At 49.9% G+C, this 21,683-nt stretch carries 16 protein-coding genes; 7 read left to right on the forward strand and 9 right to left on the reverse strand.

Annotated elements, in window-relative coordinates; all coding sequences use genetic code 11:
- Positions 1–80 precede the first annotated feature (80 nt).
- Positions 81–1,358, reverse strand: a complete 1,278-nt coding sequence (locus tag ABIC22_RS04180) for a methyl-accepting chemotaxis protein (protein WP_127538042.1) — start codon at positions 1,356–1,358, stop codon at positions 81–83.
- A gap of 326 nt (positions 1,359–1,684) precedes the next feature.
- On the opposite strand from ABIC22_RS04180, the gene ABIC22_RS04185 reads away from it, so the two are divergent.
- Positions 1,685–3,109, forward strand: a complete 1,425-nt coding sequence (locus tag ABIC22_RS04185) for an aspartate ammonia-lyase (RefSeq protein WP_095288886.1) — start codon at positions 1,685–1,687, stop codon at positions 3,107–3,109.
- Positions 3,110–3,252: 143 nt separating this feature from the next.
- On the opposite strand, the gene rpoN is transcribed toward ABIC22_RS04185, so the two are convergent.
- Both rpoN and pruA read right to left on the reverse strand, forming a co-directional pair.
- On the reverse strand, positions 3,253–4,557 hold the full coding sequence (gene rpoN / locus ABIC22_RS04190; RefSeq protein WP_354478532.1) for an RNA polymerase factor sigma-54: 1,305 nt from the start codon (positions 4,555–4,557) through the stop codon (positions 3,253–3,255).
- A 100-nt stretch (positions 4,558–4,657) separates the two neighbouring features.
- On the reverse strand, positions 4,658–6,205 hold the full coding sequence (gene pruA, locus ABIC22_RS04195; RefSeq protein WP_354478535.1) for an L-glutamate gamma-semialdehyde dehydrogenase: 1,548 nt from the start codon (positions 6,203–6,205) through the stop codon (positions 4,658–4,660).
- 200 nt (positions 6,206–6,405) lie between these two features.
- On the opposite strand from pruA, the gene ABIC22_RS04200 reads away from it, so the two are divergent.
- Positions 6,406–7,329: a proline dehydrogenase family protein gene (locus tag ABIC22_RS04200; protein ID WP_354478538.1), complete on the forward strand. Its 924-nt coding sequence runs from the start codon at positions 6,406–6,408 to the stop codon at positions 7,327–7,329.
- A 490-nt stretch (positions 7,330–7,819) separates the two neighbouring features.
- Entirely contained in the window at positions 7,820–9,502 is a 1,683-nt protein-coding gene (locus ABIC22_RS04205; protein WP_354478541.1) for a sigma 54-interacting transcriptional regulator, read from the forward strand.
- Positions 9,503–9,535: 33 nt separating this feature from the next.
- Here the strand turns inward: ABIC22_RS04205 and ABIC22_RS04210 are convergent, their stop codons facing one another.
- Positions 9,536–11,611, reverse strand: coding sequence for an nSTAND1 domain-containing NTPase (locus ABIC22_RS04210; RefSeq protein ID WP_354478544.1), 2,076 nt, complete (start codon positions 11,609–11,611; stop codon positions 9,536–9,538).
- 370 nt (positions 11,612–11,981) lie between these two features.
- On the opposite strand from ABIC22_RS04210, the gene ABIC22_RS04215 reads away from it, so the two are divergent.
- Positions 11,982–12,263: a hypothetical protein gene (locus ABIC22_RS04215; protein WP_154892716.1), complete on the forward strand. Its 282-nt coding sequence runs from the start codon at positions 11,982–11,984 to the stop codon at positions 12,261–12,263.
- 23 nt (positions 12,264–12,286) lie between these two features.
- On the opposite strand, the gene ABIC22_RS04220 is transcribed toward ABIC22_RS04215, so the two are convergent.
- Entirely contained in the window at positions 12,287–13,957 is a 1,671-nt protein-coding gene (locus ABIC22_RS04220) for a PucR family transcriptional regulator (protein ID WP_354478546.1), read from the reverse strand.
- Positions 13,958–14,146: 189 nt separating this feature from the next.
- On the opposite strand from ABIC22_RS04220, the gene ald reads away from it, so the two are divergent.
- Positions 14,147–15,280 (forward strand): alanine dehydrogenase, encoded by a 1,134-nt coding sequence (gene ald / locus ABIC22_RS04225; RefSeq protein ID WP_336781199.1) that lies wholly within the window; start codon positions 14,147–14,149, stop codon positions 15,278–15,280.
- Between the two features lie 163 nt (positions 15,281–15,443).
- Here ald and ABIC22_RS04230 read toward each other — a convergent pair whose 3' ends face one another.
- A complete protein-coding gene (locus ABIC22_RS04230) occupies positions 15,444–16,361 on the reverse strand; it encodes a PD-(D/E)XK nuclease family protein (protein ID WP_354478550.1) in 918 nt (305 codons plus the stop codon).
- A 261-nt stretch (positions 16,362–16,622) separates the two neighbouring features.
- Here ABIC22_RS04230 and ABIC22_RS04235 point away from each other — a divergent pair, with 261 nt between their 5' ends.
- Positions 16,623–17,306 carry a serine/threonine-protein kinase gene (locus ABIC22_RS04235; protein ID WP_354478553.1) on the forward strand — a complete coding sequence of 228 codons (684 nt, stop codon included), beginning with the start codon at positions 16,623–16,625 and terminating at the stop codon, positions 17,304–17,306.
- Positions 17,307–17,436: 130 nt separating this feature from the next.
- On the opposite strand, the gene ABIC22_RS04240 is transcribed toward ABIC22_RS04235, so the two are convergent.
- From ABIC22_RS04240 to ABIC22_RS04250, 3 genes are all read right to left on the reverse strand, one after another.
- Complete coding sequence (locus tag ABIC22_RS04240; protein WP_354478556.1) at positions 17,437–18,348, reverse strand: RNA polymerase sigma-70 factor; 912 nt, start codon at positions 18,346–18,348, stop codon at positions 17,437–17,439.
- Between the two features lie 16 nt (positions 18,349–18,364).
- Positions 18,365–19,657, reverse strand: coding sequence for a phytoene desaturase family protein (locus ABIC22_RS04245; RefSeq protein WP_354478559.1), 1,293 nt, complete (start codon positions 19,655–19,657; stop codon positions 18,365–18,367).
- Between the two features lie 73 nt (positions 19,658–19,730).
- Positions 19,731–20,627, reverse strand: coding sequence for a helix-turn-helix transcriptional regulator (locus tag ABIC22_RS04250; RefSeq protein ID WP_354478561.1), 897 nt, complete (start codon positions 20,625–20,627; stop codon positions 19,731–19,733).
- Positions 20,628–20,756: 129 nt separating this feature from the next.
- On the opposite strand from ABIC22_RS04250, the gene ABIC22_RS04255 reads away from it, so the two are divergent.
- The gene (locus tag ABIC22_RS04255; RefSeq protein WP_354478564.1) at positions 20,757–21,644 is read left to right on the forward strand and encodes a sugar phosphate isomerase/epimerase family protein; all 888 of its coding nucleotides are present in this window, start codon (positions 20,757–20,759) and stop codon (positions 21,642–21,644) included.
- The last annotated feature ends 39 nt before the right edge of the window (positions 21,645–21,683 follow it).

A 21,683-nucleotide genomic window follows, 5' to 3' on the forward strand; every position in this document is an offset into this window, starting at 1 on the left:
AAAAACTTTACAAACCTCAAAATTTGCGAAAGAATGTTCGGGTTTATCCATATAAAGAAAAAAAACACTCCGGACACAGCTTATGGCTGCATCCGAAATGCTTTAGTTTTATCCATCAAACGATTCGTTAATTCTCTCAACTCTTCAGCGGAAGAGGAGATTTCCTCCATGATTGCCGTCTCCTCATGAGCGGCATCCATAATCCGTCTGGCCTCGTCCGAGAACGAGCCGGCTTTTCCTTGAATTTGTTTCACGTGACCATGCGTCCGTTCAACCCGAACCGTCTGCTCTGCAATTTTGGAGCCGATCTCATGAGCTCCCTTCATGAACACCTCAACCGTTCCCGTCAGCTCCTGCAGAGTCTGATCGACGTTAATGGTGCGCTGGGACTCATTCACGACAAGCCCGTGCTGCTCATGAATCAGCTGTGCTGTATCGCGGATACGCTGCTGAACACGACTGATCAATTCGTTAATCCGGTGAACCGATTGTGTACTCTCGTCCGACAGCTTGCGAATCTGTTGGGCAACTACAGCAAAACCAGCTCCCTCTTCCCCTGCACGCGCTGCCTCGATGGATGCATTAAGGGCAAGAAGCGCTGTCTCCTCAGCGATGTTTTTGACCGATTGCGTAATGGCTTCAATATCCGAAGCTTCCTTCTCCAGAAGCACCATGATGTCACGGGAACGATTATGCGATACGGTCAGCTCGTCCATGCCTTTCATCAGATACGAGAAAGTCTGCTTCGTTTGATCAACCGACCGTTCCATTTGCCCTGACATCTCTGTCATTCCGATCGATTGGGTATGCATGCGCTGAAAATCATTCAACATCTCATCTGCGGTAATCAGTGATTGCTGTGAGGTCACTTTTTGTTCCTCTACCCCTACGGCAATGTGATCCACCGCTTCCGACATCATTTCGATCTGTTCAGCTGCCTGGGTAATGGCTTCACTCAGCGATTGCGCATTCTGTGAGGTCGTACGTGTACTATCCGAGATATCGTTTACAATACTTCTTAGATTAACGACCATCGCGCGAAATGCGTCATATAAAACGGCAAGCTCGTCCTGTGTACGGCGCTCCGGAATTTCAGCTGTTAAATCCCCTGAGGAAACTTGCTGAGCTGCCTTGGACAGATGAACAATTGGGCGTGTCAGCCAGCGTGAGGCAAACCATCCCAGAATTCCGTTCCAGCACACCCCAAGTATGAGTACTAAGGTGATATACAACCAGCTTGGCATGGAGAAAGAGAGCCAGTCCTGGAGGAAGAATATAAAAAAGCCGCTAGTCCCGTATGTAATAATCGAAATGAGTACCAGACCTGCGACTGTCTTTGCGCCTAAAGTCCATTTCATGCTCACACCTCGTAGTCCTTTTTTCCTATTTTACCAATCATCGACCAAAAAACATGTGATCTACATCACTGAAAACGCTGAATCAGGAACCCATCTTGTCCCGCACGAATACCTTTTCATCCTTGTGGTGCATAATTTATAAGATAAGTTTGTTACACTTCGATTCACCCAGTACCACGCCAGGTTAAACCCCCTAATTTTAATTATTATCGGCAACTTGGGTAAAATCATTTAGCCTGGCATCCATTTTGCTTAAATGATATACTGAGTGCGCTTCGGCATCGCCGGAGCTGACCTATTTTTGGATGCCACTGGAGGCGAAAGAAATGTCTACAATGTCCACACGGACGGAGAAAGATTTTATTGGTGAAAAAGAAATTCCTGCTTATGCCTATTACGGTATACAGACGGTGCGGGCCGTGGAAAACTTCCCGATTACCGGCGTACCTGTGCACCGGGAGCTAATTACAGCCCTCGCTGCCGTGAAGAAGGCTGCCGCAATCACGAATATGGAGCTGAAGATGCTGCCGCCGAAAATTGGCGATGTCATCGTGATGGCCGCTGAAGAAATGATGAAAGGTCATCATCTGGATCATTTTATAGTTGACTCCATTCAGGGCGGTGCAGGCACCTCCATGAATATGAATATGAATGAAATTTTGGCCAATCGCGGACTGGAACTGCTGCTGCAAAACAAAGGGGACTACTTCCATTGCAATCCCAATAACCATGTGAATATGTCCCAATCGACCAATGATGTCATTCCAACGGCACTGCGGATCGCAGCGTATCGGTTGTCTGAAACACTGCTTGATACCATGCAGCGTCTGAAAGATGCTTTTCTAAAAAAAGAACTGGAGTTCAATGATGTCGTCAAAGTAGGACGCACCCATCTCCAGGATGCCGTGCCGATCCGTTTGGGACAAGAATTCGGTGCCTATGCGCGGGTGCTGGGACGCGATATGGAGCGTCTTGAATTTGCGAATCGCCGCCTGCTGACGATCAACCTCGGAGCTACGGCAGTAGGAACAGGGCTCAATGCCAAACCGGAGTACATCGTTAAGGTCACGGAACATTTGTCCGATGTTACCGGACTGAAGCTGCAGACGGCTGATGATCTAGTTGATGCCACTCAAAATACGGATGCTTATATGGAGCTGTCTGCTGCCCTCAAGGTATGCGCGGTCAACCTGTCCAAGATCTGTAACGATATTCGAATGATGGCTTCCGGACCGCGTGCAGGATTCAATGAGCTTCGTCTTCCGGCCCGTCAGCCCGGTTCTTCCATCATGCCAGGTAAGGTCAATCCCGTTATGGCCGAAGTGATCAACCAGGTCTCCTTCCAGGTCATGGGGAACGATCATACCATCTGCATGGCGTGTGAAGCCGGACAATTCGAATTGAATGTAATGGGTCCCGTCATTGCGTTCAACCTGCTGCAATCCCTGAAAATCATGAATAACGGCATTGACGTGTTCACCCGTTATGCTGTGGAGGAAATGGAAGCCAACCGTGAACGCTGTGCGCTGATCATGAAGCAGAGCTTCAGCGTTATTACGGCCCTCAACCCGCATCTGGGCTATGACGTGGCGGCATCCATTGTGAAGGAAGCTCTGAAAACGGGTGCTTCGCTCCAAGAGATCATTCTGGAACGCGGACTGCTCACCATAGAGGAACTCGAAGAAATCATGCATCCGGAACAGATGACTACACCGGGCATCGCTGGTGAGCGTTTCCTGCACAATATGTAATGAGGCTTGACTGACTCGAATTCATCATGATTATGGTTCAAAACAGAAGGCCCCTGCACACCGTTAATTCGGATGAGCAGGGGCTTTATAGTGTTATAACGCTTATGCTATAAGAAAGAAGACATTAAGGCATGAAGGTTTATTTAACTCCAGCGCTTGCGCTCAAGCGAAGGCAGGATCTGCAGCTCCTCCCTGTACTTTGCCACCGTTCTGCGGGAGATCCTGATCCCCTCACCGGCGAGCAGCGCTGCCAATTGACTGTCCGAATACGGCCGGCTAACCTGCTCCGTACGGATGAGTTCCTTCAATCGAAGTTTAACCGCTGATGCAGAAGTGGGATCTCCACCTGCTGTCTCAATGCCTGTCGTAAAAAAGGACTTTAATTCGAATACCCCATGGGGGGTCTGAATATATTTCCCGCTAACGGCACGGCTCACCGTGGACTCATGCATGTCAATCCTCTCGGCAACGTTAGCCAGACTGAGTGGTTTCAGACCAGCGGGCCCTTCATGCAAAAAATGTACCTGCTCGCTCATCACTGCCGTGAGAACACGCATCAAGGTTCTGCGCCGCAGCTGCACACTGCGAACAATGGCTCTTGCCTCCGCTGCCCGCGCCGACCAGACTTCGTCTGGAGCTCCATGCCTGATCCAGTGGGAACATGCTTCATTCATGGATACATGAAGGTTCCCTGCCAAATGGAGCCCGATATAAATCTCGCTATGCCGCAGTTCCACCATGGCATCCGGAATAATGTAATGAGGACGCTCTTGGCATCCAATGGAACGACAGGGTTTGGGGTCGAGCTGTGTAATGTAATTATACGCAGCCTGTGCCTCCCGTGAGGATATACCTAGCCTGGTTCCCGCTTTCCCCGGATGGAAGGGGACGAGTTCCCCCAGTCCGGCCTGAACCATTCGCTCGGCATGGACAACGGCTGACGAATCCCGGCGGATCTGTAGCAGCAGGCACTCATGCAAGCTGCGTGCTCCAACGCCTGCGGGATCCAGCGACTGAAGGATATCCAAGCCTGCTTGCAGCCCATCCACAGAGATGCCGAGTACGGATGACAATTCAGCTAAATCTGTCTTCAGATAACCGTCGTCATTGACACACCCTGCCAAATATTCAGCTGTTACCTTCACCATAGGCGGGAGATCCAGCAAGCGAATCTGAGCAGACAGCAGCTGCTCAAGCGTTGGCTCAGCACTTTTCACCTGCAGCAACGGGTCATAGGAAGCGAACGTTCTCTGATTTCCTTTCCGCGGGAGGCGGACCAGCGGTGCAGCGTGCTCCTCCACTTCAAGTACCGGATTCTCATCGGCTGCTTCCTGCAGATAACGGTTCAAGTCCTGACCGGACAACGTCAGCAAATGAATGGACTGTTTCATCTCTGGCGTCATGGACAGCCGAACACGCTGTTCCTGAACCAGCTGCATCTCCAGCATGATTCTCCCTCCTTCTGCGCGGATTGGAATTTGATTTATATTTTCCGGAAAAAGAGTACAAAAGTAAATGCTTTACTACAAGCATCAGCCGCTGTACGCCTCAATACTTTTCGGAAACCAGCTTCGCTTGTGTAAAGAGCAGCAGATAGTCTCTTCCGCCCGCTTTGGAGTCCGTACCTGACATGTTGAATCCGCCAAACGGATGCGTGCCAACCAAAGCACCTGTGCATTTCCGGTTAAAATACAAATTGCCAGCAAAAAACTCTCGTCTCGCCAGTTCCAGATGCGCACGATTTCGTGAAATGACTGCACCTGTTAAGCCATAATCCGTGTTGTTTGCAATATGAAGAGCTTCCTCAAACGTATCTGCCTTGATAAACGCGAGTACAGGTCCAAAAATCTCTTCCTGCGCAATTCGGGCCAGCGGGTCAACATCCGCGATAATCGTCGGTTCGATAAAATAGCCTTGAGCATCCCCTGTACCACCGCCCAACACAAGCCTGCCTTCGCCCTTGCCCACTTCGATATATTCATTAATCTTGGCATAAGCCTTGTCGTCAATAACTGGTCCTACATGACTGCCTACCTCGAGCGGACTGCCCATCGTGAGCTTCTTCGTACGCTCAATGACCTTTTGTAATACCTCATCATATACATCCTTATGAATAATGGCACGGGAACACGCTGAACATTTCTGTCCAGAGAATCCGAATGCCGAAGCGGTAATGGAGTCCGCAGCCAGTTCCAGATCACTTTCACTGTCCACAACGATGGAATCTTTACCGCCCATTTCTGCAATTACCCGTTTGATCCACTTTTGCCCTGGAGCTGTGCGAGCAGCCCGTTCGTTGATCCGCAGACCCACATCTCTCGAACCGGTGAAGCTGATAAAGCGAGTCAGCGCATGATCCACCAGATAATCGCCCACTTCGCTGCCCGGGCCTGGCAAGTAGTTCACTACGCCATCCGGCAATCCTGCTTCAGTGAGCAGTTCCATGAACTTGGCTGCGATCACCGGTGTCGTGCTGGCCGGCTTCAGGACAACTGTATTACCCGATACGAGCGCTGCAGAAGTCATGCCAGCCATAATGGCCAGCGGGAAGTTCCAAGGTGGAATGACAACCCCCACGCCAAGCGGGATATAGGTTAGTTCATTATCCTCGCCTGCAATCCGGGTCAGAGGCTGAGGTTCACTGAGACGCTGCATTTCTCTTGCATAGAACTCCATAAAATCAATGGCTTCCGCTGTATCTGCATCTGCCTCCGGCCAAGTTTTGCCTGCTTCATACACCATCCATGCAGAGAATTCATGCTTGCGCAGGCGCATAAGCGCAGCTGCTTTGTACAGATATCGCGCGCGTTCGTTCGGATCTGTATGTTTCCAGGTACGGAATGTTTCTGCTGCTGTCTGAATCGCCTGCTCTGCCAGCTCCTGATCTGCCTGAAAAATCGTTCCGATCACCTGTTCCTTAGCCGCCGGGTTAACGGAGGTTAACGTGCGACTGCTCGTTATGTTCTGCCCACCGATAATAATGGAATATTCCTGTCCGAGCTCAGATTGCACCTTGCGAAGTGCGCTCTCAAAGGCTTCCTTGTTCGCTGGTACAGCAAAGGGCGTAAATGGTTCGTTAACAAAAGGGATATTCATGAATAATTCCTCCTTCAGGATGTTGGAATCGCTGGCTGCTCGCCTGATTTACCATGCTATTTCACTCTCACCCAATATATGTAGCAAGATCCGTGCCAACTCCGATTAAGAATGAATATTTTAATAAAATAAGTGATCTGGCATAATTCTTGCTTCATTAAACGGCTATAAGAAGCATGATCCCTAAGGAGGAAACTGGCGTGAGTATTGGAACGGAAATGTACCGTAAAACACTGCTGACCGTTGCAGGCAATAAAGCTGTGGAGAATTTGTCCATCAAATACGGCAAAAAGCTGGCAGGCAAGTTTATCGCTGGCAGCACACTGGAGGAGGCATTGGAAGAGATTCGGGCCCTTAACAACAAAGGCATCATGGCCACACTGGATCATCTCGGGGAAGGCATCACGAGGTTGAGCGAAGCTGCCCTCTATCGTGATGAATATATAAGACTCGTGGAAGGCATAGCTCGCCAAGGGGCAGACTCTAACGTATCCCTGAAGCCAACCCAGATGGGCCTTGCGCTCGATCCGGAGGAGGGTTACCGGAATATCCGATCCGTGGCAGCACAGGCGAAGCTGCATGAGCTGTTTGTCCGAATTGATATGGAGGACAGCCCATTCACCCAGGCTACGCTGGATATTGTCCGCCGCCTGCATGCAGAAGGACTTGATAACACGGGAACGGTACTGCAAGCCTATCTTCATCGTACCGAACAGGATACACGGGACATGATTCGTGAAGGCATTCGGCTTCGCCTCGTCAAAGGCGCTTACAAAGAGCCCGCAGCCGTAGCATATCAGAATGCTTCCGAAGTCATTGATCAATTCAAATCCATGATCCGCCAGCATCTGGATCAGGGTGTTTACACAGCGGTTGCTTCGCATGATGACCACATTATCTCGTGGACTAAACAGTATGCCAAGGACCGTGGCATATCCCCAGATGCGTTTGAATTCCAGATGCTGTACGGGCTGCGCATGAGCGAACAGGAACGACTTGCACGGGAAGGTTATCGCATTCGCTGTTATGTACCCTATGGAACGATGTGGTATCCGTATTACACTCGCCGCCTTGCCGAGAAGCCGGCCAATCTCTGGATGGTCGTCAAAAACATGTTTAGATAATCGACTTCCCTACTCATATGGAACCATGTGATCCCTGTTTTCTCAGGTCGCATGGTTTTTTTATCCCACTCTCTCTTATGTCCCCCTTCTACACTGCAATGTCTAAAAAATAAGAAACCCCAAATTGAAATGTCCAATATTTAAGACACTAATGAATGTTCAACAAATAGTGACCACCAGCTTGGTGTCATATAACTTTACCTCCCTATGACTTCAAAAGCTCAGACTATTTAGGAACAGTTGCGTAGAGAAGCAACATATCCGTATGTAAGCGTATACTAATCTAATTACTTTATATATTATTTAATCCTCCTTATAACACCTACACCTCATGTCAAAAAATATATACACAAGTTATTTGTGCCGCTATAATAGGGCTAACCATTCTTTATCGTTAAGATCACTTTATTGCTGCTCAACGATTCGCATTGCAAGTCATGGCACACAAGTGTCGTTTCTGATTATCATGCTCGAACCCGAGGTGAAACGGATGAAACATTTGCTTCCAAATGTAATGTCCCTGCTGCGGACAGACCTGAGTACGTTAAAAGATAGTACGCACTTGCCTGTTATTTCTTCGTCTACTACACTCCCCGAGGCCATTTCCTATTTTAGCGAAAGTCCCCACCTGTTGATCCAGGATGAAGGCTCCCCTGTTGGATATATCGTAGTAACTGATGTTTTGCAATCCATGCTGCAAGCCTACCGTCTCATGGAGGCTTATTTTGAAACCACCATTGAAACGGCAGGTACAGCCCTTACCCTGATTAATGAAGAAGCCAAGGTGGCTTACTGGACTACGGATGCAGAGCGTGTTTTCTCCATTAACAAAGAAGACATTATCGGACAGCCGGCAGCAGACTTCTTCCCGCCTGATCGGCTTCAATCACTCAAAACGTTATACACCGGCGACACGGTCTACCGTAAACAGCACCAGCCCCGTCCGGATCTGTTCGCTCTCATCAATGCACGCCCAGTCTTACTTGACGGACATATCGTGGGTGCGGTAGCAGCCGAAGTGGATATAACAACTGAAATCCGCCTGCATCAGGAACTGTTACATATGACATCCAAAGTCCAGCACCTGGAGAAGGCCGTAGCGCGGCTGCGTCCGGATTCCGATCCGTTCGCGGGAATCAAAGGCAGCAGTCCGGTCATTAAGCAGTGTCTCGAGACCATACGCAAGATTAGTAGTACCTCAGCCACCGTGCTCATACTGGGTGAGAGTGGAACAGGCAAGGAGTTGTTTGCCAAAGCCATTCATGACCTGCGCGAGTCGCCATCCGCGCCTTTTATCGCCATCAACTGCGGTGCCATTCCCGCTTCACTGTTCGAAAGTGAATTGTTTGGTTATGAAAAAGGGGCATTTTCCGGTGCTGATCCCAAAGGAAAAAAGGGGAAAATTGAACTGGCCGAAGGCGGTACGCTCTTCCTGGATGAGATCGGTGAAATGCCGCTGGAATTGCAGGTGAAGCTGCTGCGGGTCCTTCAGGAAAAAAGCTACTTCCCTGTTGGCGGAACACGCATGAAACAGGCGAATTGCCGAATTATCGCTGCAACCAACCAGAATTTGATGGGCATGATTGCCAAAAACCAGTTTCGGGAAGATCTATACTATCGCCTGAATGTCATCAATCTCATCATCCCTCCTCTGCGCATGCGCAAGGAAGATATATATGAACTGACCCAGACGTTCCTTCAGGAGTTCTCCCTGCTCTATAACCGTCACATTGAACTCGTTCCTCCCGAAGTATTCAAGCTGCTGTTCAGCTACGAATGGCCAGGTAATGTACGAGAGCTTCGCAATGTGATAGAACGCATTACCATACTTACAACGGATGGTGACGTCAAGGCGGAATATTTGCCGGAATCCCTTACCTCATTGGTACAGCCCCGCTCCTCCACGGCGGATGAGACTGCATTGCTGCATGTCATACCGGTACAACCTACGCTCTCATCAACCCGCGAATCTCCGGATACTATTGCCAAAGGAAACGAGAGCGAGTCCTTCGAAGTCTCCCCCCTGTCTTATCAGGAAAGGCTGGATTCATATGAAGCGAATCTCCTGCGTCAGTGTCTGATCTCGGCAGGTGGCAATAAGCGTACACTCGCTAGGCAGCTAGGCATCTCCAGAGCCACGCTCTATAACCGAATGAAGAGGCTTGGTCTATGACCAGCCTCTTCTGTATTTCATGATCCATTCCGTTTATAACACTCGTGCAAGACGAATCAGTGCGGTTCGCAAATGGCGGTAAAACGTGGCCCGGCTCATGGAGCAGGCCTCGGCTGCGGCCGTTGGGTTACCCGCATGAGTCCAGTAAGCTGCATAGAGGAGCATCTGATCCTGCTGGGAAATTCCGTGTGCGCGCCCCTCCAGAAGATCCAGCACGTGCATCTGCAGCTGTATCCCGTCTCTCACACCACTCACACGCGCAGCATACGTTTGCAGTTCACCCGGGGAGTGCAAATGCGTCAGCATTTTTCGCAGATCCGACTCAGACCACGGGACCCCATCCGCCCCCTCACTCGTTGCTTCATATGGCAACCTGCTCCCTTGTTTCTCGGGATCCAGCAAGGACATAACCCATTCTCCAAATAATCCATTTCGCAAATCCAGGTCCATGACATCAGCCTGATCCTCATATCGGTCACAGATACGTGTACGCGTTCTTCTCATCCGAAAACCGATGCTCTGTAAAAACAGCTTCAGATTCGGATTGGTCGCCACCAGCATGACTCTTGCTCCATCACCCAGAAGGGATAGCCTGTCCAGCGACATGTAGCCCACGAGCTCTTCACGTCTGTATCCGGGTACGTTATCACGGGCAGCAGCTAGTACGGCAAAATGAGTATCCGTCTGATCCGGATCACACGCGAGTTCCTGCGGGCTAAAGCATTCCTCCATTTCCGCCGGAAAATATCTTAACAGCATCTCACTGCTCTCCCGGTGGACAAGTACCGTAATAAACATGGCAATAGGCTCCCCGTTCTGATCACGCATCAGCACAATTCCTTCAGGGTAACGCTGTGCCAGCTCATCCAGAAATGGACGATAAGGCTCAGCCTGCCACGGCTCCACACTGTATTCGCACCATTCCTCCAATAAGCTGTGCAGCAAGGGCAGGTCCCCCTCTCGCATGACCTCCAGCGGTGAAAAGAGGGCCTCAGTGGATACATCCGCATATTTCCGATGCTGAAGCATGGATTCCTGACAGAGCAGGAGCATTCTCCGGGCAATCTGCCGCTGCTCATGTGGTCCGGCCTGTGCATGCAGGGGCAGCAACAAGCTCGCGATACGTACCCGCATGGCTTGCAGCCGCTGCGGTTCACGCTGACGAAAGTCCCGAAGCAGATGTACTCTGGCCAGGTCATGCAGCGCCAGGCCATCCGGAACGGAGCGGATGAATGACATTCGTTTCAGCGCCAGATATTCGCCGAGCGTCACTTCCGTTTGCAAAACCGAGGATAACAATTCCTGATTGGCGGTTTCGAGCAGCGTGAGCACCTCAATCATGGGATGCAGACTTGGAAGCGTCAATTCGAGCAATAAGCGTGCACTGATCATATAGGATAGCTCGGCCCATTCCGCAAGAGGTACGTTTCGCCGATGATCGGCAGCTTCCACCGCGAGGGCAAGTCCAAACGGATGCCCGTCCGTCATTCGTGCAATCGTGCCTGCCATGTTGATATTCACGAGTCCTGCACCAGCAATGTACTCCGATACTTCTTCATTCGTGAAATGCTGAAGCGGCATCTGCACCAAGTGCTGCCTCAAGCGGGGATGCATTCGCCATGCCGTAGCCGGTTCGGATCGTGAGGCCAGTACGATCAGCACTCCACTGGAGGAGAGTTTATTGACGAAAACCTCCATAAACCAACTTTCCAGCAAGGCAAGTTCTTCATAGTTATCCACTGCAATGACCAGTCTCTTGTGAACCGACGTCTCACTCAATCGGCTAAGTGGGCGGAGATGGCCCTCACTCCCCAGCGTTTCCAGTCCCAATGTCGAGGAGAGATACTCCAGAAAGACCGAGGGGGTTGAACCACAGGATCTGCCATCCATCCATATGGACGTAGCCCCCCGATTACGTGATACCGACAACATCTCCGAGAGCAGGGAGGATTTCCCGATCCCTCCCATTCCCGTTACCGAAAAAATGGTCAAAGGTGCTTCCGGATGGTTAAACCAGCGATCCAGAATCATTAATTCCTTGACTCGTCCTACAAAACGTTTGCCACGGTCATAGTGTCTATCGCTTTGTACCTCACTACTGTTTCCCATTTGCGCCCTCCGTACTAGATACTGATAGTTTTACTCTAGCATTATCCAAATGCTCAATATACGCCATTCCCTTGCAAAATGAGACTATATTGAGACGCGCACTAACCTATGAAATGATAAAATCTTGAAGAAGGCCAAATTATTGAAAGGTTCCGAACAGCATCCTGCAAACGTTTAACACGGTGTACATGCGCTTTATTTTCTATAATCTCTTACCATTGCATAAACTTAGTTAACTCTTCCGCCAATCGAGCATACCAATCTAGTCGCATTTGCCAATACCTGATGCTGAAGTACATAAGCACTTACCGATCTCAAACTCCTTGCTTCCCTTCCAAAACCATAATGATTCCAGGAAAGGCGGATTTGTGTGAGAAAAGAACTCGATATCTGTAATCTGAGCGGACAACTCGGAATCCAACATGAAAAGCTGGCTGATTGGTTGAAGGAACACGGATTTCTATCCCATGAGGCTGAGGCAGAGGGTCGTTCTGATCGAACATCGCCTCCGTACCGATTGGCAACCCCTACATCATTATCACTTGCTCCCTCAACTGGCCAACCCAAACTCTTCCGCGGCAGGCGTTCCATGTCCGGTCGTTCGATACTGCCACAGCTGGGTCCATCCCGCCGTATCGGCAAAAACTACTAACCACACTCCGATGCTTCCCACCATCAAGATTGATAAGTCTGTTTATCCTCCATCATCGCGTAAGCAAGCAGCGCCATCTCCAGGCATATTCTTCTCCCCTGGTCCATATAACCAGGTCCCATCAGCTCTTCCAACTTCTCCAATCTGTTGTACAACGTCTGTCGATGTATAAATAATTGGGCAGCAGCGTCACGCTTGGAACCAAAATTCCGCAAGTAGGCTTCAAGCGTCTCCACAAGCTGGAGATGATGTGCACGGTCGTATTCGATCAGCACACCGAGATGGTCTTCCACGAAGGGCTGAAGGAAGGATTGAGGCAGCGCCTTCAACATTTGATATATACCCATACGTTCGTAAAAGTAAATATGTTCCATCCGACTCACTGAACGTGAAACCTCGATAACCTGATACGCTTCTTGAAGACTGTCCGGCATACCGGTCAAACGGTTGCGAATTTTGCCAAACCCGGCATATATCGCAACCTGCTTCAGGTTCCGGCTCGCAAAGCGTTTTACATCCCCAATAATGCTTTCGAGGGACCTAACCAGCTTATGGGAGGTGGATGCAGCACTCTCTTCCTTGGCACAGCACAGGTAGACCTGGTTATTTTTCAGCATGATCAAGCTCGGCAGATTGTTCTTCTTCAGCAAGGATCTTAGCAAAACCAGAATATCCTGATGATTTGCCTCCATCCGTTCACGTCCGGTCCCCTTCAGCTGATGCTCAATCTCAATCACTCCTCCTGCAAACCAGTACTGTCCCTTCACCAGCAATCGGAGTCCCATCCGGGTCTGTGCCTGTTCTTCCTGATGGATATGACCATTCATCAAGTCCTGAATTAATTCATTCTGATTGCGTACCATCTTCTCTTCGAGAAACTGGGAACGAAGCGTCAGTGCGGCTGCCGCCTTCGCCGTGTAATCAAGCAGCAATTTGAGATATTCTACTGGCGCAGAGGGATGCACCACCATGCCTACAGCTGAGAACACCTGACCAAAGCAGACCACCGGATGACACAGCAGCATGTGCTGCTCATCGATGCGAAACCATAGTTCGGTATCCGAATCGTTCAGATCCAAATGCTCTACTTCCTGTTCATACCAGGTATAGATGGCCTGCTCCATCTCAGGGGGAAGACCTGGGACAAAGCTGCCTGGCTCCATGGACGAAATATAGACAACCGGTTTGGCCGCGTATTCATGAAGCAGATGGAGTACGGCAGACATGTCGGTGCTCTGCAATGTCCGCTGCTGCAGCTGACGGGAGTATGCCTCCAGACTCTTCAGCAGCTGATGCTGATGATTAATGAGCAGAGCATGAATATCCTGCGTAATCTCCACGAACCTTACTGGCTGTTCGAATACAATCAGCGGAAATTGATGTCTGTCCGCCAGTTCAATTAATTGTTCGGGAATGCCATGAATGCTGGTGCCAAACTCCACACACAATCCTGCCGCGTCACTATGAATCAGCTGGAGCAAATATTCTTCACGCCCCTCTTCCGATTGAAGCCACAGCCCTGTGGATAATATAAGATCATGGGGGCTGACATACGGAGAGACATTGGTAATCTCCAATACATGAACCCATCCAACCTGACGGGATGTTCCCCCGCTTCCTGCAACCAGACGCGCTCTGGCAAAGACAGGGCGTGCCAATAGATCCTTTATCGTAAACACACGATCATTTCTCAATATTGATCCCTCGTAATGTTATTTTTTCTTACATTATAATTCATGGACAAATGTCCTGAACAGCCCTTTTCGACATAATGTTGATTGAATCCCTTGAAACATAGACATTAAGTAAGGTGCAAAACAGTTACTCAGGTCATAAACTTGTAGTATAAGTTGACAACCATTAAATGGACGAGGTGCATGGGCATGAGAATCGGTATCCCAAAAGAAATCAAAAATAATGAAAACCGTGTAGCCATAACCCCTGCCGGGACGGCTGATTTTGTCAGAGCAGGGCATCAAGTCATGATTGAGCAGGGCGCAGGATTAGGCAGCGGATTCACAGACAGCGAGTATGAGGCCGCCGGGGCAGTCATTCAGGCTCAGGCCCAATCCGTTTGGTCGGAAGCTGACATGATTATCAAGGTTAAAGAACCGCTTGCCAGTGAGTACGCCTATTTTCGTCCTGGACTGATTCTCTTCACCTATCTGCACCTGGCGGCAGAACCGGAACTGGCGAAAGCTCTTGTTCAGAGCAGGGTAACTGCCATTGCATATGAGACTCTGGAGGTTAACGGCACCCTTCCTTTGCTGACCCCAATGAGTGAAGTGGCAGGACGGATGTCGGCACAGATCGGGGCACAGCTGCTGGAGAAAACCGAAGGTGGCAAAGGCATTCTGTTATCCGGCGTGCCTGGTGTCAGCCGCGGCAAGGTTGCCATCATCGGCGGTGGTACGGTCGGTACCAATGCGGCCAAGATTGCGATTGGTCTCGGAGCGGACGTGACCATCCTCGACCTGAATCTGAATCGCCTGCGCCAGCTGGATGACATATTCGGCAACCAGATCCATACGCTGGTATCCAGTGCATCCAACATCGCGGCTGCGGTCGCTGAAGCGGATCTACTGATCTGCGCGGTACTGATTCCCGGCGCCAAGGCGCCGAAACTCGTCAGCGAGCAAATGGTGAAGACCATGGCACCCGGTTCGGTCATTGTGGATGTCGCTATTGATCAGGGTGGAATCGTAGAGACCATTGATCATATTACGACCCACGATGAACCGACCTATGTGAAGCATGGTGTCGTGCATTACGCGGTAGCGAACATGCCTGGCGCGGTGCCGCGCACATCCACGGTGGCGCTGACTAACGCCACCATGCCTTATGCGCTGCAGCTGGCCAACCATGGTGCAGCCTCCGCTATTCGCGGCAGTGCATCCATTCGCAGCGCGGTCAACGTGCTGAATGGACATATCACGTATGAGGCGGTGGCCCGGGATCTCGGGCATGCCTATGTTCCTGCAGGACAGGCGCTAGAGCATCCCGCCGCTGTCCAGTAATCTGTATATGATCGTTCCCCTGGCGCCTTGCCTTTCTCGCCTGTGGAACGAACAGAAGCGCCACTCCGGGCATATTTAGTCCAGACTGGCGCTTCTCGGTTTATTTTGCATGAAATAAATTCTACTAGGGTTATAAGTTCTGGCTTCCGAGATATTCCAACGTTCAAACGGCCCGCTCGCTGCACACCTCGCGAAAATTGCAATCCCTGCACGCACGACGTGAAGGCATCGGAGTAAAGTACGACATGTCCTTCGGACGATTATGATACTCATCTGCCACGCAGGAACGCATCTCCTCAATGTATCTCCCCACATTATCTTCCACCTTCTGCAGCTCTTCTTCGGTCGGCGTAAACTCGCGATGTGTCCCGGTCAAAAGGTATTCCACTCGCAGCTCAATCTGCTCCAGCGGCACCCGGTAATGGTCCCTGACATACGCTGCGTACAGCATGAGCTGGTCCGTAAAATCATCCTCCTTGCCTGTCTTCCAGTCCACAATCACAATGTTGCCGTTGCTGCGGCGATACAACAAGTCCATCTTCACGTATACTCGCGTATCATGCAGAATCATGGTGTCCCATTTCTCAATCTCCAAAATATCCGTACTCGCCCGGGACAGGTCCTCCCAGGTAAGTGTCTGATACATATGGTTTACACACGCCGAAGCTCGCTCCTTAATCGTTGCAATTCGATCATTCAGCGTGTCATCTCCGTAGTAGATCTCGGATAGCATCACCCGATTCTTCGGGTTCAGGCGCCACTGATCCTGATCCATCGACTCCACGTAGGCCTGATTAAGCAGCTTCCGCATTGTTTGTTCCAGAAAAGATTCACGCGGCTTGTCTTTTCCTTCCTCCCTGCTGCGGACTGCTGACTCACACATCCGATGTGCGAGGTCACCAAAGACAAGGTATAGATTGCTGAGCTGTTTCAATCGGTACAGACGGACCTGCATCTCATCAGCCGATTCTGTCTTCCAGCCGTTATGGGCTCCGTAATAATGATAATAATATTTGCGCAGGCACTCATCGAACATGCTTGCCCGCGACTGCGAATACGACCACTGCGGGTATTGTGCCATAAGCTGTTCTGCCTTTCTGTATACCGGATCTGTATGAGATCCCTTGATGCTCACAGTATATAGGATGGGGTGAAAATGCTGCAAGCTGTCCTGTGATTTCGTACTGAACGCAACCGTTTCCGATTCGGAGCGTAACGTTTATATAGTATCATCACCAAAAGATGAAATGGCGAAGCAAAACGCATAATATACTAAATAAAGGACAGGATGTTGCAGATCATTAAATCATGTACAGGCATATCCTAAAAGGAGGCACCACCCATGAATCGACCGGATTGGTTCCAGGCGGAAATGGCTTTGCAACAGATCCAGGTCATTGGCAGCGACCGAAATGAGCTGGTGAATATCATCGGCCATGCAGAAGGAATCCATTGCATCGGAACAGGTACGGATGCGGCTGTTTTTACGTACGATGGCTTGCCCCAATATGCCTTCAAAGTGTATTCGGATCACGCCCTGGAGAAACTGGAGAACGAGAAGCGGGTCTATGAGCAGCTGCGTGGATTACCCTACTTCCCCACCTATTACGGCTGTGGCCGAAATATTCTGGTCATCAGTTATGAACCGGGAGATACACTGCTGGAGTGTCTGGAAAAAGGAATTCCGGTTCCCGAACAGGTGATGACAGATGTGGACGATGCACGGTCAGCTGTACGCAGCCGTGGCCTCAACCCGCGGGATATTCACCTCAAAAATGTACTTCTTCAGAACGGACGCGCGAAGGTTCTGGATGTCTCGGAGTACATTAAGGAAGGCAATGATAACCGGTGGGAACATCTCGTCTGGGCGTATCACAACATTTATCCAAGAATCAAAGGCACGCCCATTTCCCCGCGTATGCTGCAAACGATCAAATGGGGCTACAATCAGCTGGATCAGGCCAATCTCAAGATGGACGACCTATCCAAGAAAGCAAATCGTCTATTCGCCAGGTTTATGAAATAAAAAAGGTTACTCTCACAACAATGTACTTTCACGGAACATATCCTTCGGTATATATATTAAAACCCGGTCATCCCCATGAAGGGTGAGAACCGGGTTTTATTTGTAATATACAAAATTGTAAAGGAAATTATCATCTGAGTCTTATATGCCGCAGCTTATCCGGATTCCGGATCATATAAATTTCTTGAACGAGGTTATTTCTTATAGCTAGGCTGACTACCGTTGGGGAAGCCTCATTGGGGACCTGTATCAGAAGACCATGTTGTCCGTTGATTCTAACCACCCGTACCGATCCCAGGCTGTCTCCCTTGGCTACGAGACCTCCAATGAATGCAATGACGCGTTGACTGGATACAATCGGCTTCACAGCTGCCGTGATTTTGCCACCACCATCACTATACAGCGCAACATCATCTGAGAGAAGCTGGAAAAGCTCAGCCATATCGCCAGTCGACGCAGCCTCAAGAAAACGCCGTGTCAACTGCTCGGTTTTCGCATTGGGAACCCATTCAATTTCGAATTCGTTCTCCATTTTTTGTTTGAGACGACTGAAAATTTTACGACATCCCGTCTCGGTTTTACCAAGAAAGTCTGCAATAACATCGTATTCAAATACGAATGCCTCTCGCAAAATAAATACCGCTCGCTCGACAGGGGTCAACCGTTCAAGCATAACAAGAAAGGCGTAAGAGATCGTATCTTCCAGCTCAATCGTCTGGAATGGATCCATTCCCTCTGCTCGGGTTGATGCTGGGATGATCGTATATTCTTGCAACAAGGGCTCCGGCAACCAGGGACCGATATACACTTCTCTCAGTGCCTTGGCTGACTTCATATAATCAAGACAGCGGTTCGTAACGATTTTGCATAAGTAAGCCTTCAGATCGCGAATGTGTCCTTCATCCTGATGTATGGCCTTCTGCTGCAAGGTCACAAAAGTGTCCTGCACCAAATCCTCGGCATGGGTGACCGATCCCAGCATACGATAAGCGATAGAAAACAGAAGAGCTCTGTATCTACTGTATACTTCATCAAGTTCCATCCTGTGCCTCCTCTGTTTAGATGTCTGTATCTGCCAATATCATCCGAGCAGCTTCACGTGCACTGACCAGCGAAGCATGAACCAGCATCCCCTCACTCCCAACCCAATCACCAGCAACATAGATTCCCGGGCGACCCTTGACCCTCGGGCCTGGCCTCCCCTGGAGACCGCCCGTTACAGCGGCCGGAATGGCATGGGTAACCAGCATTCGTGGCAGAAGCCGCTTCCGGACAACATGCTCTCGCCAGCCTGATTGAATGCAATCCAGAAATCTAGTCAGCTCGTATTCATCCCTTTTGGGATCGGAATGCCCTGTTGCTGGTAAATACTTCATGACGTGTACAACGTTACGTTCGGAGTGAATGGATAATGAAGCCGTAGCAGAATGATTAGAATAATACCAAGGGGCGTCGGCACCCAGAACAAAGGTCGTTTTGGGATTCGGCATCCCTGTCACAACCAGATCCAGACACGCTGCGTAAACTGGAACTAGCTGCCTGTAAATTGCTTCTTCGGTGGTAGTAAGTGTAGGATTCAAAAAAGCCAATGTACTCCTTGGCCCAGTAGTGGAGATGATATTGCGAGAAATTAGACGGGATTCATCCTTAAGTTTAATCTCAATCCGAGGCTTAGTGCCATGGACTTCTTGTACGGAGACACCGCTACAGACGGATACGCCAGCTTGCTGAGCCCGCGTAGTCAATTGATTGACAAGAGACTGCCATCCTCCGTTTACATACAACACCCGACTCTGTTTAAGCTGATTAATTACAGCTCCAGCACTTATCAGATCAGGGGCATCGCAATACGTGCTTAACCGAACAAGCGCAAGCACAATACGCTGCGCACACAGGCTAGGTACTATTTTATCCAAATACTCCTGCAAACTGATCTTGTTCAGAGAAGATACATCTGCTCTGTTCAGAGACCAATAGAAGCCAAGCAGCTGATATTTTTCTCTACTATTCAGGAGTGACCCGAACAACAAACGCAACAATGAAACGTTCATACCCCGACTATTTTCTCCGTCAAAAACCAAGCTACCCGGCGGTTTGGGTGCCATTCCATCAGGAATTACACCTATGTCACGCAAAATGGGGAGTGCGCTTCTATTCAGCGCATGAGCCCCCAAGTTAACTTGGGCATCTGCCAGTTCAGTAGAAGCAGCACGACCTCCCGGATTTTCCCCTTTTTCCAGCAATAGCACTTTTTGTCCGGCCCGGGCTAAATATATAGAAGCAGTTAATCCAGCGATACCTGCTCCAATAATAACAGTGTCCCAAACGAAATCATTGGCATTGTGTCTCACGTCATATCAATCCCTTCTATTGGATACACATATGACGATTAGAGCCGTTATTTTGTGACCAAAATCATTCCCTTCATCCTTTCCGGTTCAACCGTCCTTCGGAAGGGGTCATTCCCTTATACTGTTTATACAGTTTTGTAAAATAATTGGCATTGTCGCACCCCACCCTGGCGGCAATCTCGGTAATGGTCAGATTGCTGCTTCGCAGCAGGTGTTCGGCTTCGGTCATCCGGCATCCGTTCACGTATTCGACGAAGGTGCGGCCCGTCAATTTCTTGAACATTTTGCAAAAATGATATGTATTCAGCCCCACCTGACTTGCCGCTTCGGTCACGGATATCTTCTCCGCCGCATTGGCTTCAATCTGCTCGATCAGTTGTTTGAACCGCTCGCGGTTCGGGAAATATGACCCCGTTGTTTTTCCCGGCAGCTGCTGGGGCATAAAGGTACGGGCCAGCATGGTAAACAGGGCGTGCAGCTTGGACTTGGCCACGAGCTGGTAGGCAGGTGGCTGCATCACCATCTCCTCAATCGCATCATGGATTAGTGAGTAGTAGTCCAGGCAGATTTTGTCCTGCTCCGCCGGCTTCACCGGAAAGCGAATCCGTCCCTCCAGATAAGGAGCCACGTACTGCAGATGCAGCGGATCATGTGTGAAATCATGGAATAACGCCGCATTAACAACAACCGAATCATACTCCACATCCCCCTCTTCCAGGGCATAACCCACATGAAGCGTACCTCCCGGAATAACAAGCACCTCGCCCGGCCCAGCCGTGTAAGGTCTGCTATCGATATGAAATACGGCATGACCCTTGCGCATGGCAATCAGTTCAAAGTGCTCATGCCAGTGCAAATACATGATACACTCCTCCGCTTTCATATCTGAGCAGCGATTCTGAAACAGCTGAAATGGATGTGATTTATGGTCAATTCGGGTATTTTCGTGAAGCGCTTTCAGATCCAGCACGATCTCTTCCCCCTCCTCACAAAATCGGACTAATATTGCACAAGATTGTATAGAGCCATACAGCAGATGCGTGGCTATAATGAGTGTGTCACGAAGTACTATAAGCCAATATTGGAGTGAAATACAACCATGAAAAATCAATTACGCATCGGTACCCTCGTCGGTGGAGCGGATGCTGTCCGCGTGATCCCTCAGATCATGAAACACGGTTTCGAGTCATTCAATCTGACCTTTTGGCAAACTACGGGTGAACTGGATCTTTCCGAAACAGCGAAGCGCGTGCGCGAGCTGGTCGACGAACATGACATTAAAATTTCTGCACTCAGTGTATTCGGCAACCCGCTCACCGGGGCTGGAGACAATGCAGACACACTGGCAAGCTGGGAACGGGTTATTGATCATGCCCAGCTGTTCGGCGCAGACATTGTCTCGGGTTTCACGGGACGACTAACGAATCAGCCCATTGACGAGTCCATCCCGCGGTTCAAGGAGGTCTTTGGGGAACTGGCACGCCGGGCGGCGGACCGGGGAGTACGGATTGCTTTTGAAAACTGTGATATGGGTGGAACCTGGCAAACGGGCGACTGGAATATTGCACATAATCCGACGGCTTGGGAAATGATGTTCAATGCTGTTCCGGAAGAAAACATCGGCCTGGAATGGGAGCCTTGCCATCAGATGTCCAGCCTCATCGATCCGATTCCTCAGCTTCGCAAATGGGCGCATAAAGTGTTCCACGTGCATGGCAAAGACGCAACCATTGCCTGGGATATCGTCAAGGAATATGGGGTTCATGGTCCGCATGAATATGTCTGGCATCGTACGCCCGGCTTCGGAGATACCAATTGGTCCGACATCATCACCATTCTGCGGCAAAACGGTTACCAGGGAACGATCGACATCGAAGGCTGGCATGATCCGGTATACAAAGATGAATTGGAAATGACAGGGCAGGTACATGCTCTGCGCTATTTGAAACAATGCCGCGGCGGGGATTTTGTGCCCAATCCGGAATAAGGAGATGATCGAGTGAGTCAGCAACATCGAGTGCTTGTC

The organism is Paenibacillus sp. PvP094, assembly GCF_040546835.1.
Classification (GTDB): Bacteria; Bacillota; Bacilli; order Paenibacillales; family Paenibacillaceae; genus Paenibacillus; species Paenibacillus illinoisensis.